Here is a 16,442-nt window from a genome sequence, read left to right on the forward strand (position 1 = left end):
GTGCCCGACCTCGGCCGCGCGTACCTTCGGGCACCTCTGCGCTCGCCCTCGCCATGCCGGCGTAAGGCCCTGATCTCTTCCGCTGCAACTCCTGCCTAGTCCAACGCCTGCGGCAGTCCATTCTCTCCCTCGGCCATGCTGCGCTTGAACATCATCAGCTTGGCGGTCGTCGGACAGAGCGCGCCCTTGGTCTGCACCGTGCGGTGCCGGGCCATCGTGAACACGCTCTCAGTGGGGTTGGTGATCCGACGATGTAATCCGCTAGCCTTCGAGAGGTCCGCTGTCAGGTGATGAGCTGCCTCTCCGGCCGGCTTGGTAGAATGTCAGGAAGTGGCGCGAACCGGCACTTTGCGTGCGCCGTCCAGGAGTCGACGACCCACACCCAAGGTGCTGCGTCAGGACCTTGCCACCGGTGAACAGAAAGCGAACAAAACGGTTGCGCTTTCGCATAAACTGAGCCATATGTGCCGCATGCAGTGGGCCGTCGTCCGGCAATGCCTCAGCGTGTCCTCACCGACCGAAGCTGACAGCCAGGCCACAAGGCGAGCTGGTACTGCATCGTTGCCAGGAGCTCCCCGCCGGGGGGAGATCTGAGGATCGCGTCACCCGCAGAGGCTAGGCGGCTCAGCCGCGCGATGCCCGTAGACCGGAGTAGGACGGGGCGAACCAACGGCAGCACCACCCTGGGAGCAATCCGAGGGGTGCTGACGTGCGCCTCACCTCCACGATCCTGCCCGTCAGCACCTCTCATCATCACGAGAAGGTGCCTCATGGCTCCGCGATACCCATCCAAGTCCTCATCTAGGTCTCTCAACTCGGCTACCCTTGATCTCACAGACCAGGGCAGCATCGAGCTGCGCTCGGTCGAGACCTTGCGGCCTTACAAGCAGAATGCACGGACTCATTCCAAGAAACAGGTCCGACAGATCGCCAGCTCCATCCAGGAATTCGGCTTCTGTAACCCCGTCCTGATCAGCGACGAGGGAGAGATCATCGCCGGTCACGGCCGCGTCGAAGCCGCCAAGCTGATCGGGATGCAGCAGGTGCCGGTCGTCCGCCTGTCCCATCTCTCGCCCGCCCAGCGCCGCGCCTACGTGCTGGCTGACAACAAACTCGCTCTGAACGCAGGCTGGGATCAGGATCTGCTCGCCAGCGAGCTCAAGGCGCTCCAGGAGCTCGACTTCAGCCTCGAGCTCACCGGCTTCTCCACCGCCGAGATCGATCTCGCCTTCGACGCGGCCAGCGAAAAAGCCGAGATCCCGCCCGGGCCGGAAGATGCCGTGATCGAGCCCGAGGAGGGTAGGGCGGTGACCCGGACGGGTGACCTCTGGCAGCTCGGGCCTCATCGCCTGCTGTGCGCCGACGCGCTGCAGCGGGAGAGCTATGTGGCACTGATGCAGGGCGAGCTGGCCGATCTCGTGTTCACCGATCCGCCTTACAATGTGCCGATCGACGGCCACGTCTCAGGCCTGGGCGCCACAAAGCATCGCGAGTTCGCCATGGCTTGTGGCGAGATGAGCGAGGCCCAGTTCACCGCCTTTCTCACCCGCTTCTTGGATCTCGCACGCGCGCACTCGCGCGATGGTGCGATCCACTTCGTGTGCATGGACGCGGCTCACGCTCTGGAGCTGCTCACCGCCGCGCGCGAGGCCGGGCTGGTGCTCAAGACCACCTGCGTCTGGGCCAAGAGCAATGGCGGCATGGGCTCGCTCTACCGCCAGCAGTGCGAGTTCGTGCACGTGCTCAAGAACGGCGAGGCGGCCCACGTGAACAATGTCGAGCTCGGCCGACACGGGCGCAACAGAACGACGTTGTGGCAGTACGCGGGCGTGAACAGCTTCCGGCGCGGACGGATGGAGGAGCTGAGCTGGCATCCAACCGTGAAGCCGGTGGCCCTGGTGGCGGACGCGATCAAGGACTGCTCGCAGCGGCGCGGGCTGGTGCTGGACCCGTTCTCGGGCTCGGGCACCACCCTGATCGCGGCGGAGAAGACCGGGAGGGTGGCCCGGGTGCTGGAGCTCTCGCCGGCCTACTGCGACGTGGCGATCCGGCGCTGGCAGGCTCAGACCGGCCGGCGAGCGCTGCTCGCCGCGACGGGCTGCTCGTTCGAGGACGCCGAGGCTGAACGCCAGGTCCTGGACGGCCCGCCGTCGGCTGACCTGTCCGAAGCCGCCTGAGCGCACTGCACGAGCGGGCTGCCAAGCCGTTCGGCGCTGGGCCGCCCGTCCCCTGACCTTGACGATCTCTGCTTCACAACCTGCACCAGAGGATACCATGACTGCCAAGACAGCTCGCGCCGGCGAGCCTGCAAACGAACCCCGCTCCGAGCCGGACCAGTCCGGTTCGGAGCGCCGACGCGGCGCCGGCCGGCCGTTCCAGAAGGGCCAGAGCGGTAATCCGGCCGGGCGCAGACCCGCCGTGGATCCCAGGGTGAACTTTCGCGAGCTGGTGCTGGCGGAGTTCACCCGGATGATCCCGATCAGGGAGGATGGCCGGCAGGTGAAGGTGCCGGCCATCCAGGCGGTGGTGCGCAGCACCATCTTCTCGGCCGTGAAGGGCAACTCGCGCTCGCAGCACCAGGCGCTGGATCTCTACACCGAGATCTCGCGCGATCGTGAGAACAAGCGGGACCGTCTGCTGGTGAGCGTGCAGCTGAACCAGCTGACGTTCGAGCAGGCGGCCGAGAAGGCTGCGGCGCTCGGCATCCCGTTCCCCGACCGCGAGCCGGACGACGTCCGGCAGCACAGGAAGGCCAATACGAGGCGCACCGTGACGAGCCTGGACAGGGTTCGCGCCGAGGAGGAGCAGCAGTGGGAGGAGTACTGCAATCAGCACAGAGCGGCTCGGAAGGCCGCGGCCGAGAAGGCCGGGGCGCAGCCGATGTCGGGCGAGCAGAAGCCCGGTAGCGACCAGGCTGCCGCGCCCCAGAGCGCACCGAAGCCAGTGAGCTCAGAGGAGAGCGGCAGCCCAGGGGAGGACGAGAGTTCACCCGAGAGCGAGGATCGTTCGTGCTGATCCACTGCGGCCGACGGCCTGCGAGATGCTGTTCGCCCTCGCAGGGCGTGGCTCACCGGTGATCAGAAGCCCCTCGCGCGAGGACAGACGATGACAGCGCCAGACCAGGCCAGGCCTGACCAGCAGCAGGACGCCGCGCCTCCTGATCAGCGTGCCGCCCCGCGACGTACGCCGCCCGGGGGCAAGGAGCTGAAGCGGCAGGCGCGCCGGCAACGGCGCATCAGGACGCCCAAGCTGCCGCGCCGGCTCGCCGACGAGGCGTTCCGCGACACCCTGGGAGACGAACTCGGCCGCACGCTGCGCGTGATGCAGGAGGACGGCGAGACCAGTCTGCCCGGCTTCCTCGCCGCCCTGCGCGCCACGATCGTGGCTGCGGTCAACGGCAGCGCGCCGGCGCAACGCTATGCCCTGCAGCTGTTCCTCGCCCTCCAGCGCGAGCAGGAGGTGGCCAAGGCCATGCTATTCGCCCGCATCGCGCAGCGGCGGCTCACCTGGCAGCAGGCGCTCGAGGAGGCCGAGAGCCTCGGCATCGCCCTCGACGAGGCCGGCGAGCCGGTCGAGCTGGTGCTGGCCCGCTACCAGGCGCGCGACAAGCGCATCATGGCCGAGATCATGCGTCACCTGCGGGCCAAGATCCGCCGGAACGGGGGTGATCCGGACGCGCCCGCGAGCGCGGCGGCTGATCCCGGCGCCGAGCCGGCCTCGGCCGCCGCTGACCCCCAGTCTCATGCCGCGTCGGCACCTGCGTCCCCCCGCCCCTGATCAGCCCGAACGCGCCACCAGCCAGTCGAACAGCCCGTGACTGACAGCCCGCTCGGCCAAGTCCTCGCGCGTCCACACCTGCACCTCCGGCCGCTCCGCCGGCGCGCACAGCTCGCCCGCGGGCGTGTGGCAGACGAAGAACAGCCGCGACCAGCGGGCGGCGGCATCGAAGCGCTCGACGTAGTCGTCCAGCACCGCCTGGCTGGCGGCCGACTTCACCTGCACCATCGCGCTCTCGCCCGTGCTGACCTGCTCCAGCACCAGATCCGCATCCGCCTGCGTGCCACCCAGCACCGAGGCGCGCTGCCAGCCCGAGCGGCTGAAGAGTAGGTCGACCAGCGTCTCGAAGTCGGCCCAGTGCAGCCGCTGGATCAGCTCGGCCGTGACCGCGAGCAGGTCGGTGCGCACACCCTCGGCGCGGGTGAGCAGCGGGTCGGGCTCGGCGTTGATGCGCCGCAGCAGGTAGGCGCTCTCCTGCACTTGGCACAGCGTGGCCCGGTAGGCGGCGAGTTGGGTGAGCCGGGTGCTCAGGCCCGCCAGGCTCAGCTCGCGCCCGTGCAGGTCGGTGCAGCGCCACGCCCCGATCACCTGGCGCGAACGCACCCCGTGCGGGCCGCTGCCGTCGCCGCCCAGCCACGTCACCTCAGGGTGAGCGAAGGCCCACCACAGCCGCTCTCGTGCGAAGGTGATCCAGAGGCAGCCCTGGCCCAGACTGTAGAACTCGCCGACCTCGCGCGCGAACGAGGCGGCGACCCCGCCGCGAAGCCCGGCGGCGGTGAGGTGTTGGCGGATGGCCTCGCGCTCTCCGGCAAGGGCGAGTTCGTGCGGGACGGCGGCGTGGCCGAGGTGGAGCTCGTCGCGCTCCAGGCAGGTCTCAGCCCAGCGGCCGCCCTGGCCGAGCTTGATGTAGCGGATGGCGCTCGGCCGGATCGCCTGGTCGGGAGCGGCCGGCTGGGTCCAGTTGGCCTTCAACATCGTGTCACCTCTGCTGGGATCCGGCTCGCTGGTGAGCCGGTGGCGTGTCACCGCTTGCGTGGCGCGGAAAGTCCAGTCGGGACTGCGGCTTGAGCGCGTGGCGGCAGGGGACAGGGAAGCAGGGTCGGCTGAAGATATCCTCAATTGGGATAATCCGATCTTCGGATCAGCGTGCCGGGCTCACTCCCCCCGCTCGGGCGCATGCGCAAGGCGATCCATTCCGCCCGTCAGGCTCACCTGCTCGCCCTGCTGCGGCGCGAGCGGAAGGCGGCGGGCCTGAACCAGACGGCGCTGGCCGAGCGCCTGGGGCGGCCGCAATCGTTCGTGGCGAAGGTGGAAGGCGGCGAGCGGCGGCTGGACCTGCTGGAGTTCATCGAGCTCTGCGGCGCCCTCGGCTGCGATCCGGTCGCGCTCTTTGCCGAGCTGGCTCACTTCGAGCCCGCCTGAGCTGGCGAGAGGCAGGCTCGGACCACGACAATCCCCTGCTGACGTCGGATCCGCACTCGACTGTCGGCGCGGTTCACGCATGCATGCACAGGCCGAACAGCGGGAGCGTCGCCCATGAGCCCTGAGCCGATCACCCTCACCAGCCTGCTGCGCAACATCGCCGAGCGGCTCGGCGACGCCGCTGCGATCGCGCGGGCGGCGGTGACCTGCGCGGAGTGCGGCAGCGAGCACGAGGCGGTGCGCCTGAGCCTGGATCTCGACGAGCGCCTGCACGAGGCCGAGGCGCTGCACCGGGCCGTGACGCTGATCGCCCGCCTGCCGAGCGGCCGCGGTTGAGCGAGCCTGATCGCGCTCGCTCGCCTCGCGCAGCACGCCTGCCCGACACCCCGCTCGGCCGTAGGCCATGGCCGGGGTCGCGGCCGTGGCGGCGCGCGACGTCGCCTGAGCCATGAAGGATCCGGCGATGCCGCCTCTCTCACCGACGCAACTCACCCTGCTGACCGCCGCGCTCACGCGCGAGGATCGCCTCCTGGTGCCTCCGCCCACCCTGAAGGGCGGAGCACGCGAACGCGTGGCAGCCGCGCTGCTGACCCGGGCGATGGTGGACGAGGTGAAGGTCGGGCCCGAGGATCCGGCCTGGCACCGCCGTGACGGCGCTGGCTGGGTCGGCCTGTGCCTCACTGTGCACGGCGCGGCGGTCGCCGGCCCCACCCAGCTGCCATCGGCGCCTACCGCGAAGCTCGCACCGACGGACAGCGAGGTGGCCGACACCGCGGCTGTCCCGCCGCGGCCCTGGACCAAGACCGGGATCGTGCTGGGGCTGCTCGGGCGCGAGCAGGGCGCGAGCCTGGCCGAGATCACCGCCGCGACCGGCTGGCTGCCCCACACCGCCCGCGCCGCGCTCAGCCGCCTGCGGCCCGCTCACCCCAGCCTCGTGCGGGTGCGCAGCGGCGATGGTCGCGGCCGCTATCATCTGCCGACGCCGGCGCCGAAGTCCACCGCCGATCGGGAGGGCTGAGCATGACCGAGACCCGCCCCGATCCAGTCGATGCGCTTCGGGCCGAGGTCGCCGCCCTGAGCGCGGCCGACCTGCACGTGCTGCGCGGGCGCTGGCGCAAGCTGTTCCGCAAGCCCGCACCCGAACATCTCTCGCGCGGCCTGCTGGCGCGCATTCTCGCCTACCGTCTCCAGGCCGACGCCCTCGGTGACCTCAGCCGCGAGCAGGTGCGCCAGCTCGACGCCATCGCCCGCGGCCTGCGGCCCCGGCGCCTCGGCCCGAGCGCGCCCGTGCCGTCGGTGAGCCAGCCGCGCGGGCTGAAGCTCGGCGCCGTGCTGGTGCGCGAGCACGAGGGACGCTTGCATCAGGTCACGGTAGTGGCCGAGGGCTTCGTGTGGGAGGGCCGGTCCTACCGCAGCCTCTCCGAGGTCGCCCGCGCCATCACCGGCACCACTTGGTCGGGCCCGCGCTTCTTCGGGCTGACGCACGCACCGTCGACTCGCGCGGAAGTGGCGTGATGAGACGGGCTGCCAGTCAGATCGCCGGGACGGCGCGGCTTAGCCCGCGCCTGCTGCGCTGCGCGCTCTACACCCGGGTCTCGACCGAGGCCGGGCTGGAGCAGGAGTTCAACTCGCTCGACAACCAGCGCGAGGCGGCCGAGGCTTACGTGCGCAGCCAAGCCCACGAGGGCTGGCGAGCGCTGCCCACCGCCTACGACGATGGCGGCTACTCGGGCGGCAGTCTGGAGCGGCCCGCCCTACAGCGGCTGCTCGCCGACGTCGCGGCCGGGCAGATCGACGTGGTGGTGGTCTACAAGGTCGACCGGCTCACCCGCTCACTGGCCGACTTCGCCAAGCTGGTCGAGCTGTTCGACCGCCACGGCGTGTCGTTCGTCTCGGTGACGCAGGCGTTCAACACCACCTCCAGCATGGGCCGGCTGACCCTCAACGTGCTGCTGAGCTTCGCGCAGTTCGAGCGGGAGGTCACGGGCGAGCGCATCCGGGACAAGATCGCGGCCTCCAAACGCAAGGGGCTGTGGATGGGCGGGAACGTGCCGCTCGGCTACCGCGTGCACGACAAGAAGCTGGTGGTCGACGAGGTGGAGGCCGAGACGGTGCGGCTGATCTTCTGCCGCTACCTTGAGCTGGGCAGCATCGGGCTGCTGGTGGAGGATCTGGCAAGACGCGGCATCCGCACACGGCGGGTGGAAGTCAGCGGTCGGGTGCGGGGCGGGCGCGCGTTCCTGCCAGGCCCGCTGGCGTACCTGCTGAAGAACCGCACCTACCTCGGCGAGGTGGTGCACCGAACGAGCTCGCATCCCGGCGAGCACGCCGGGATCGTGGACCCGGAGCTGTTCGCGGCGGTGCAGGCGCAGCTGGCGCGCAACGCCGGACCGGGCAAACGGGCAGCACTCGCGACGGCGCCGCTGCTGGGCCGGCTGTACGACGATGCGGGGAACCGAATGACGCCGAGCCACACGAACAAGGGCGGGGTGCGCTACCGCTACTACGTGTCGTGCGTGCTGGCGCAGCGCCGGAAAGGGGAGAGCGGCTCGGTGCTGCGTGTGCCGGCAGTGGAGATCGAGGCGGCGGTACTGGCCGCTCTCCGAGAGGCGCTGTGTGCGTCCCGCACCACCGCCGAGGGTGCCACCTCCAGCTCCGACGAGGAGCTGTGGAGTGTGGTGTCGCGGGTGACGGTGCACGCGGATCACCTTGTGATCGCATGGTCGGAGAGCGCGGACGACGAGGCGCGCGAGGTCCTGGTACCTTGGACGCGCGCTCCGCATCGGCGGCTGCGCCGCGTGATCACCCGGGAGGAGGTTTCGGTGCCGGAGCGGGTGCGTCCGATCCGGGCTGAGGCGCGCACGCGGCTGCTGCACGGGATCGCGCGGGCAAGAGGGTGGGTGGATCAGCTGGTCTCGGGCGCGGTGAGGAGCACGGTGGAGCTGGCCGCGCAGGAGGGGTGCAGCGAGCGCTCGGTGCGGATGACGCTGAACTTGGCCTTTCTCAGCCCGGAGCTGGTGGGAGCCGCCCTGGAGGGCCGCCTGCCGCATCGTGTCGGGCTCACCCGGCTGATGGACGTGCCGGTCGATTGGTCCACGCAGTGCGCGAGCATCTTTGGGCCCCAATCATTTTTGTGAAAGGCGAAATAACGCCTCTGAAGAGCCTGCCGCTTCACGCCACCAACGGACGTTCATGTTCGATCTCACAAGATTACGCTTACTTGGCGAGTTAATAAATATATAGAGACTTGCCCAGCGGTGACGACATTCTGAGAATGTGCTACATTAATAACCAGATATCGTTTGACGAACTCTTCGGGATTCTGACCGTTACTCCAGAGCGTCCTGAAAGCAGACGCTCGCTACTCCGACGACATCTTGGTCATGGAAGCAAGGAGAAGTACAGCCATCGCGACGTTGAAGGCAAGATTCTTGTGTCGCTCTGATGTGGCGGGCCACGAGCGTGCCTTCCGTAGGGAGAGGGCACGCCTAGGGAACCGTGTACCCGGCACTGAAAAACCACGCCTCTCCACGGCGGTATCGAGCCTGCGAAGGAAAGTGCTCGCTGGGCGCGTCGTCTCCACGGGCGCGCACCGGACGACGTCGACGTTGGACGGCAGCGGCTTCCTGCGGAGATGGCGCGCCAGGGAACCAAAATGCAGAATGTCCTAATCTGCTACTAGCATCGATTACCGAATCGAGGCCCAGTTCCGGGTCGACGTGCTGGACCACCAACTGTTTCGGGCCGACGCCCCGCGTCAGGCCATGGCCCTGGTCGACCGGGGAAGCGAGGCATTGATGAACTCGAACCGCGGCGCTTCATGCTCCAGCATCGTGCGGAGAAGCGGGCTTTTGGACGCTTCCTGCGCGGAAGCGGCCGCCGCCGCTCGCAGGTTCTTCTGCGCCTGCGAGCTGGCGCAGTTCAGCGCCAGCTCGCGGCGCTGGTCCGGCGACTGCTCGTGGTCGATGCGCAGGTAGGCGCCCGGTAGCATGTGGTCCATCATGTCGTTTGTCATGGCCTGCTGGGATCCTATCATTACGGTCGGCAGACGTTGGTCCCGCATCCACCCCCATGAGCCGAGGCGGAGCTTTGTCGAAGCCGAGAACGCGAACGCGGCCGTAGTCGTACCGATGCTGAGAACGCGGATGTTCGCTCGCTCCAGCCTCAGGAAGTGCTCGGCCTCGTGCAGGGCCACCAAGTCGGGCGAGTTGGCGAACATGCCGCCGTCCGCGTAGAGCTCGTCGTCGATGCAGTGGATCGGAAAAAACGTTGGTGCGGCCGAGGTCGCGAGTGCGACGTCGGCAACGTCCAGCGTCCAGTCGCGCGTATAGGATTGGTGGTGCCCGGTCTTGAAGATCCGCGGCTTGCCCTTCGTGAGATTCACGGCCGTTACGACCGTCGGCGTCAGAAGGTCCGACATCTTCGCGTCAGCGCCGACGATCTTCTCGATGACCGCGCGCAGCGGCGCCGGATCGTGGCGCGACCACGGGACGCCGGCGAGCACTTGGAGACCAGAGCGAAGCCATCCGACGGGAGGGCGATTGGCAGGGAATATTTTGTCCCCGTCGTCGACAAAGGCCTGCTCGATCTCGCCCGCTGTCCGTCCCGCAGAAAGTCCCAGCGCGATGATGCCCCCGACGGAGGTACCGGCAATGAGGTCAAACGAGTCCGCAATCGGTCGCCCGGTCTGCTTCTCGATGCGCGCCAGCACGCTTGCGGTGTAAAGGCCCATGTACCCGCCGCCGGACAGGCTCAAGATCTGGAACGGCACTTCCCCTCCTGCTGCATCCGGCGGCCGCCTCCCCGCGTCGAGGGCCGCCCCGCGGAAGACGGTAGGAGCATCGACGCGGCGACGGCAACCCGACACGCCGTCACCGCCCACAGGCAAGTTCGCCCTATGTTCCACATCTCCGTAAAATGTTAAGGTTCCCCCTCAAGCGCGAGTCGCCTTCCGGCGGTCGAGCCGGGAGACACCCATTCCATGGCCAACGCATCCAAGCTCCTTCATACCGAGACCGACTCTGAGAACTATCTCGCCAACCTCAAGCCCGAGGACAGCCGTATCCGGGAGGCGCGGACGAAGATCCGCGTGCACTTGCGCGAGGCGTTCGAGGCGTCGAGCGAAGAAATGTTCGGGCGGCCCGTCAGGCCGCGGTTCTTCACGCAGGGCAGCTTCGCCTACAAGACGCTGAACGACCCCGCTCACCCGCCGGGCCAGCAGATGGACCTCGACGACGGCTGCTACCTGCCGCTGTCGTTCGTACGGGGCACCCGTCCGTCGACGGCCGCCGAGAAGTTCTTCGAGTTCGTGGACGCCGCGCTCGACGACCTAGCGGAACGCGAGGGTTGGGGGCGCGAGTCGAAGCCGACCTGCTGCCGCATCGTCATCGGCTACGACTCGCACGTCGACATCCCGCTATACGCGATCCCTGACGACCAGTTCCGCCTGCTCGAGGACCGTCGGTCGCGGGCCGCGAACGCCTCCGCCGGCTTGGCGGAGAAGAAGGACTCGTGGGATGACCTTCCGTCAGACGAGGTCCTCCTTGCGCACCGCGACGAGGGCTGGAAGGAGTCGGATCCGCGCAAGATCCACAAGTGGTTCACGGACGCGGTCGAGAACCTATACGGCGAGAGGCTGCGGCGGGACTCGCGGTACCTCAAGGCATGGCGCGACCACGAGCGCCTCGACGACCTGAAGGTGTCATCGATCCTCCTGATGGCATGCGCCTGGCTGGCCTACGGGGAGATCGGCTGGCGCGAGCTGCCCGCGCGCGAGGACGAGCGGCTGCTGCGCGTCGTCGAGCTCGTACCTGGGTACGTGCGGGGCACCGTCCCGAACCCCGCCTGCACCGACGAGGACCTCAATCGCATCCCCCAGCAGAGCCGCGAAGAGGTGGTGGACGCCTTCGAGAACCTGGCCGCCCTCCTTCGGCAGGTCGTGGACGGGTGCGAGGACGCCCGCGAGGCGGTACGCCTGCTGCGGAGAGCTTTCGGGGAGCGGGTGCCAGACAGGCCCGACCTCGTCTCCGTCGCGCCGGCCGCGACAACCGGCTTGGCGTCGCCGCCCGTGGTCCGCTCCGCCGCGGCGACCGTGGCGGCCCAGCCGAAGAGGATCGTCGCCGCCCCGGACGTCGGCCGCTCACGCAGTGGCTGACGACCGAGCCGAGCGCCGGCTGGCCATGCACGACGCCTTCGTCGAACGGGGTTTCCGGCGCGTGCCGAGCGGCGACATCGACGTCTACCAGGGGACGCTGTCCATCACGTCCGGCGAGGTGCCGGTCACGGTCCTTGTGCCCGACCTCGACTTCGTGACCATGCCGCTCGTGCACATCTCGGAGAGCTGGCGGGGCCCGGATCGGCGACTGCCTCACCTCGGTCCGTCGAGGCTGGTCTGCTACTATGCGCATGGCTCGGTCGTCCTCGACCGCTACGACCCCGGCGGCACAATCGTCCGATGCGTCGAGCGGGCCGCCCGCGTTCTGGACGACGCTGTAGAGGGGCGTTCGGACGCCGATTTCGGCGAGGAGTTCGCCGCCTACTGGTTTGCACGCTGGATGCTGTGCGACCTTCCCGACGGCTACAGCGGCCCCGCCACCATCATCTACCCGCGGCTGTCGGCAGACAGCGAGCCGACGCCCGTGCTCGTCGCGGGGCCATCGTGGGCGCGCGACCGCGATCCCCCGCGCCGCGCCGGCGGGCCGGAGGAGACGGCACTCGTCGTGTCCCTCGACGCTCCGCTGACGCTCGACCCCGTGCGCAAGTGGCCGCCCGCCGATTACGACGAGCTCGTCGACTGGCTGCGGTGGGTTGACCCGGCCCTTCCCGGCCGCCTCGAGGAGGCGCTGTCGTCAGGGACCGGGCATCAGGCAACGCTCGCGATTCGGGCGACGAACGGGACGTTCGCGTGCCGCATCACGGTTCCCGCGCCGATGCGGACCGCGGAGTTCCTTGTGAACCGACGCAGGACGCTCGCACGCAACCTGGCGCGGGCGGTGGGGCAAGTCTCCTTGGAGCGCATCACCACAGATTCGGCTGACCTCGGCTACGTCTTCGGACGCAACCTCGGCTCGCGCGGTGGGCTTGCCGGACGCTCTGTCGCGGTTGTCGGCTGCGGCACCATCGGCGGCTTCCTGGCGCAGCAGCTGGCCCAGTGCGGCGCCGGGACAGCCGGCGGTCGCCTGCTCCTCGTCGACACCGACGACCTGCGGACGGCGAACCTCGGCCGCCATCTCCTGGGTGTTCCCTTCCTTCACCGCAACAAGGCGGAGGCCTGCGCAAGGTATCTGAACGTCATGATGCCCGGTGCGAGTGTGGAGTGGTCCGCCGAGGACGCGCAGGGGCTCGCCGAACTGCAGCGATTCGACCTGGTGGTGGACGCGACGGGCGAGGAGGCTCTGTCGCTCGCGCTCAACCAAGCAGCTGTCGACCAAAGGCCGTCCGGTCCGACGCTTCTGTTCGCCTGGCTTATGGGCAATGGCGCGGCCGCGCAGTGCCTACTGGTGGACGGCGACGCCGGAGCGGCCTGCCTAAAGTGCTTGAAGCCGGAACTGGCAGGCGCCCCCCTGCACCCGGTCATGCGGCCGGGCGTCGAGACCGAGTTCGGCGCGGTCAAGTCGTGCGCCGACGGCGAGTTTGTTACCTTCCCCGTGTCGCGCTCTGTATCGGCGGCCGCCCTCGCCTGTGACCTCGCGCTCGACTGGGCCGCAGGGCGCCCGAGCCACCGCTTCCGGACCCGAACCTTCGAGCCGGAGAAGGCATTCGAGGTCGAGGACTCGAGCCCCGGAGTGACCGACAGATGTCCGGCATGCTCGACAGGCCATTGATCCTGACGCCCGACGGCTTGCGCCTCGTCGCGGTCCACCAGAAGGTCGTCGAGACCATCGAGGGATGGGTCGAGCGCGGGTCCCGATCGCGGGAGGCCGGGGGCATCCTCATCGGCTCGCATCGCGGCGACCACGTCGAGGTGACCGACTGCACCGTGCCGATGCGCCGGGACGCGCGGACGAGGACGCTCTTTGACCGGGTGGACGGCGGCCACCAAGACGCGGCCATACGGGCGTGGCGGTCCAGCGGCGGGACGGACACATACGTCGGCGAGTGGCACACGCATCCGGAGGCGCATCCGTCTCCGTCACTCTTGGACCGTTGGACGTGGGGTCGGATCATGCGCAGGTCGCGCGAACCTCTCGTTTTCGCCATCGGCGGATGGGACTCGTGCTGGTGGGGTCTGGGCGTTGACGCGCGTGTCCGGGCGATGCGCATGTTGTCAAGCGGGTCGGACGGAGCTGGACGTTGTCTCGGCGCCATCTGAGCGGTACGTCAGCCCGAGGCCCCGCAGTCGCGCCGGTATAACTCACGCGCCCCACCCCGCGAGCTGTGTCGGCATCGCGGCACCTATCGCTGGCGGGACTCCATCGTGCCGCGCGATCGTGTGCAAAGAGGCTATGATTCCTTGGAGGCGCGGCCTTGACGCTGCCACGGACGGGATGCGACGGCCTCGCTCATGCAGATTGAATCCTTGCGCGAGCTCCTGGAAGACGTGCGGCGCGGTGCTGGGCGTTCGTTCTCCGGCATCGGTGTCTTGGTCAGCAACAATCCGAGCGGGCTGCCGATCGTGCCGCTCCGGCCACTGGCTGCGACGCCGACCTTCGGCTCCACCCACGAGATGCTGATCGCGATCTCGGATAAAGCCCACGAGTTACACGACGGCTTTCACATCGTGACGTCCGACCTTCGAATCGTCAGGTTCTCCCAATACTTCTCACCGTCGATCGTCCCTGGCCTCAAGGCCGATCCGGCGCGAAGAGGGGGAGGTCGGTACATGGCGGCGATGTTCGGTTCCACCCTACAAGATGTCGTGGCAAGCGGAGTGGCGAGCGTGGACTATGGCGTCGCCGTCTTCGAGGGCGGACGTGAAGTGGCGGCGACGTGATGCCCGGGGAGGAGGTTCAGCAGCCCGCCCCGTCGGGAATTGGATTTCCCGACATTGCGGGCAGATGGTCGATCGAGATCCATTGGGTTCGAGGCGAGGAAAATGGCCGTGTGGACGCCGAGGCCTCAATCCGGCAAGACGTGACCGGCATCTCGATGACGGTCCGCTCAAAGGGATCTGACTCACATACCATACTCGTCCAGTCCGGCGGCGACAGATCGGGCAACCCGATCCTCTATTACATGTACGAGGTGGAGCCTAAAGCGCTCCACTCCGATGCCCCAAGACCCTATAAGGGAGCAGCGATACTGCGATACTATCATCATAATGAGGAATTGAGCGGGAATTACTGGACCAGTGAGCGCACCTCCGGACACTTCAAGCTTATGCGCATGCGAGAAGTTGAGGAACTGACGATGGCCGTCACGACCGACGTGTTGCTGATAACGGCTCTCAAGGAGGAGTACGACGCGGCCAAGCGGGCGTTCGACGCGGATGGATCTGGCGGCGACGGCGTACGCGAGTGGACGGAACTCGGAGCGGCGAAGAACCTGCCGCACGAGCGCGGCATGTTCTACCATGGGAGCCGGGCGCTGTTCTCGATCTCGGTCGCCAAGGCATCTCGGATGGGTGGGATCGAGACGGGGCCATTCGCGGCGCGACTCGTCGAACACCTGCGGCCGAGTTGCCTAGTCATGTGCGGCGTGTGCGCCGGCAATCCTGGGGATGTTGCACTCGGAGATGTCGTCGTATCGGAGCTTGCCTATCAATACGACGAGGGCAAGCGCGAAGTTGGTGGTTTCGTCGGCGACCATCGGCAATCAGCGGTGAGCGACAATTGGCAGCGTGCGGCCGAGTCGTTGGAGCTGGAAGCATTGCCGAGTTTCGGGCGACCTTCACCACACGACGCCCGCTTCTGGTTGCTCGAAACGCTACATGCCGGTGGTGATCCCAGGAAGCATCCAGCACGTCCGCGCTACTTCGGGACGGGCGAATGGGGGCCAATGATCGACAGTCTCAAGGCAGAAGGGACCATCGTGGAGGATGGTCTCTCGCTGAGGCTGACGCCCGCGGGCGAGGCGGAGGTTCAGAAATCGCTTATCCGTGACGTCGACCCGCCCGAGCGATTGCCGTTCGCCATCAAAGTTGGCCCAATCGCCAGCGGCAACGTCGTGGTCAAAGATGGGGTCACTTGGGACAGCCTTAAGACAATGGGCGTGCGTAGCGTGATCGGTCTCGAGATGGAGGCAGCGGCGATCGGCAGGGTGGCGATTGCGGCGCGAGTGCCCGAGTGGCTCGTCGTCAAAGGTGTCATGGATTATGCCGACCCCAACAAGGACGACCGCTACAAGCCCTTTGCGGCGCGAGCGTCGGCAGAGGTTCTGCGTGCGTTCCTAGCCGGCAGGTTTATGGCAGGCCCGGTCGGCCGAGACACCTCGGCACCTGCTGCGCGCTCATCACCCCCAGACGTGTCGTCTCCCGGGCATGCCGTGCCCGCGACGAGCCCGACGGAATCTATAGTGCGGCGATGAGGCCAGCCTGTTTGGCGTCGACTCGCACGTAGGCGACGATTGCCATGCAGTCCGGCAGCATCAATTCCGCCGCACCAATCGCAAGCATCCTATCCCGGATGCACCAATGCCGCAGTTCGCTTCTCACCCAAGTCCGTCACCGATGGGTACATTACGCCGGACCAGATCCGGCGCCCGTGTCATGCTGATGAAGGAGCCACGGCAGGCACTTCTGCTCTGCGTTCTATAGCAGATGGGGTGGATGGCTCCCGCTCCCGGCGTAGCAGCGCCAAAGTGGTGCTGTCGCGCAGCACGAGCTTGGAGCCACCACGATGGAGATCACAACCGTCGGCCTAGGGTCTGAACTCAATCAGCTTGGCGATGCGAATGGCTGGTTGCGGCCCTTAGCGGACAGCTAGGAATGGCGTGTGAAGATGCCGCCAACCGTCATCCCTGAGGTCAGCCATGCGTCTTGCGATCAGCTACATTGCCACGCTTTGCTTGATTGCAGTTTTGCTTGTCTACTCTTACCAATGGATGCAGCAACCTTCCAGCGCATTATTAAAATCTCGCGACGAAGTTGCCGCTGAAATCGAGCTTGGCTGGCGAGGTGCTAAAGGAATTCCGTTTAATGTAAGTGCAGGGATTGAGATTGCCCGTCAGGATGCAAATCAAGCATGGTCTACCTTGATTTTTGTTTGTGACGGGGCTGGTGTGTTCCATCTTATCCTGCGCACCCGCCTTCCCGTTCCGGATGACTTCCGCGGTAATGATCGGCCCCCACGGGGTGGTCCGGGTCT

17 protein-coding genes are annotated in these 16,442 nt (G+C 67.6%); 14 read left to right on the forward strand and 3 right to left on the reverse strand.

The window, feature by feature from the left end:
• Positions 1-95 precede the first annotated feature (95 nt).
• The gene (locus MFF61_RS30975; RefSeq protein WP_378911608.1) at positions 96-224 is read right to left on the reverse strand and encodes a hypothetical protein; all 129 of its coding nucleotides are present in this window, start codon (positions 222-224) and stop codon (positions 96-98) included.
• A 546-nt stretch (positions 225-770) separates the two neighbouring features.
• Here MFF61_RS30975 and MFF61_RS30980 point away from each other — a divergent pair.
• The 3 genes from MFF61_RS30980 (at position 771) to MFF61_RS30990 (ending at position 3,777) form a co-directional block, all read left to right on the forward strand.
• Complete coding sequence (locus tag MFF61_RS30980; protein WP_238241532.1) at positions 771-2,177, forward strand: site-specific DNA-methyltransferase; 1,407 nt, start codon at positions 771-773, stop codon at positions 2,175-2,177.
• Between the two features lie 97 nt (positions 2,178-2,274).
• On the forward strand, positions 2,275-3,015 hold the full coding sequence (locus tag MFF61_RS30985; RefSeq protein WP_283206058.1) for a DUF5681 domain-containing protein: 741 nt from the start codon (positions 2,275-2,277) through the stop codon (positions 3,013-3,015).
• 90 nt (positions 3,016-3,105) lie between these two features.
• Positions 3,106-3,777, forward strand: coding sequence for a hypothetical protein (locus tag MFF61_RS30990; protein ID WP_238241534.1), 672 nt, complete (start codon positions 3,106-3,108; stop codon positions 3,775-3,777).
• On the opposite strand, the gene MFF61_RS30995 is transcribed toward MFF61_RS30990, so the two are convergent.
• The gene (locus MFF61_RS30995) at positions 3,778-4,752 is read right to left on the reverse strand and encodes a restriction endonuclease (protein ID WP_238241535.1); all 975 of its coding nucleotides are present in this window, start codon (positions 4,750-4,752) and stop codon (positions 3,778-3,780) included.
• A 201-nt stretch (positions 4,753-4,953) separates the two neighbouring features.
• On the opposite strand from MFF61_RS30995, the gene MFF61_RS31000 reads away from it, so the two are divergent.
• The 5 genes from MFF61_RS31000 (at position 4,954) to MFF61_RS31020 (ending at position 8,336) form a co-directional block, all read left to right on the forward strand.
• Positions 4,954-5,199: a helix-turn-helix domain-containing protein gene (locus MFF61_RS31000; protein ID WP_238241536.1), complete on the forward strand. Its 246-nt coding sequence runs from the start codon at positions 4,954-4,956 to the stop codon at positions 5,197-5,199.
• Between the two features lie 114 nt (positions 5,200-5,313).
• Positions 5,314-5,535: a hypothetical protein gene (locus MFF61_RS31005; RefSeq protein ID WP_238241537.1), complete on the forward strand. Its 222-nt coding sequence runs from the start codon at positions 5,314-5,316 to the stop codon at positions 5,533-5,535.
• 127 nt (positions 5,536-5,662) lie between these two features.
• The gene (locus MFF61_RS31010) at positions 5,663-6,217 is read left to right on the forward strand and encodes a DUF3489 domain-containing protein (RefSeq protein ID WP_238241538.1); all 555 of its coding nucleotides are present in this window, start codon (positions 5,663-5,665) and stop codon (positions 6,215-6,217) included.
• 2 nt (positions 6,218-6,219) lie between these two features.
• Positions 6,220-6,714, forward strand: coding sequence for a DUF2924 domain-containing protein (locus MFF61_RS31015; RefSeq protein WP_238241539.1), 495 nt, complete (start codon positions 6,220-6,222; stop codon positions 6,712-6,714).
• Complete coding sequence (locus tag MFF61_RS31020; protein ID WP_238241540.1) at positions 6,714-8,336, forward strand: recombinase family protein; 1,623 nt, start codon at positions 6,714-6,716, stop codon at positions 8,334-8,336. The genes MFF61_RS31015 and MFF61_RS31020 overlap by 1 nt, the downstream gene beginning before the upstream one ends.
• A gap of 620 nt (positions 8,337-8,956) precedes the next feature.
• On the opposite strand, the gene MFF61_RS31025 is transcribed toward MFF61_RS31020, so the two are convergent.
• Positions 8,957-9,970 (reverse strand): CBASS cGAMP-activated phospholipase, encoded by a 1,014-nt coding sequence (locus MFF61_RS31025; RefSeq protein ID WP_238241541.1) that lies wholly within the window; start codon positions 9,968-9,970, stop codon positions 8,957-8,959.
• Between the two features lie 210 nt (positions 9,971-10,180).
• Between MFF61_RS31025 and MFF61_RS31030 the strand changes: the two genes are divergently transcribed.
• The 6 genes from MFF61_RS31030 to MFF61_RS31055 form a co-directional block, all read left to right on the forward strand.
• Positions 10,181-11,353 (forward strand): CBASS cGAMP synthase, encoded by a 1,173-nt coding sequence (locus tag MFF61_RS31030; protein ID WP_238241542.1) that lies wholly within the window; start codon positions 10,181-10,183, stop codon positions 11,351-11,353.
• 25 nt (positions 11,354-11,378) lie between these two features.
• Positions 11,379-13,022, forward strand: a complete 1,644-nt coding sequence (locus MFF61_RS31035) for a ThiF family adenylyltransferase (RefSeq protein ID WP_238241543.1) — start codon at positions 11,379-11,381, stop codon at positions 13,020-13,022.
• Positions 12,995-13,510 carry a Mov34/MPN/PAD-1 family protein gene (locus MFF61_RS31040; protein WP_238241544.1) on the forward strand — a complete coding sequence of 172 codons (516 nt, stop codon included), beginning with the start codon at positions 12,995-12,997 and terminating at the stop codon, positions 13,508-13,510. The genes MFF61_RS31035 and MFF61_RS31040 overlap by 28 nt, the downstream gene beginning before the upstream one ends.
• A gap of 192 nt (positions 13,511-13,702) precedes the next feature.
• Entirely contained in the window at positions 13,703-14,131 is a 429-nt protein-coding gene (locus MFF61_RS31045) for a diadenylate cyclase (protein ID WP_238241545.1), read from the forward strand.
• A complete protein-coding gene (locus MFF61_RS31050) occupies positions 14,131-15,663 on the forward strand; it encodes a Cap15 family cyclic dinucleotide receptor domain-containing protein (protein ID WP_238241546.1) in 1,533 nt (510 codons plus the stop codon). Before MFF61_RS31045 ends, MFF61_RS31050 begins: the two co-directional genes overlap by 1 nt.
• Before the next feature lie 444 nt (positions 15,664-16,107).
• On the forward strand, positions 16,108-16,442 hold a 335-nt coding region (locus MFF61_RS31055), incomplete at its 3' end, for a hypothetical protein (RefSeq protein ID WP_238241547.1).

It is taken from the genome of Methylobacterium isbiliense, from assembly GCF_022179325.1.
GTDB lineage: Bacteria > Pseudomonadota > Alphaproteobacteria > Rhizobiales > Beijerinckiaceae > Methylobacterium > Methylobacterium isbiliense.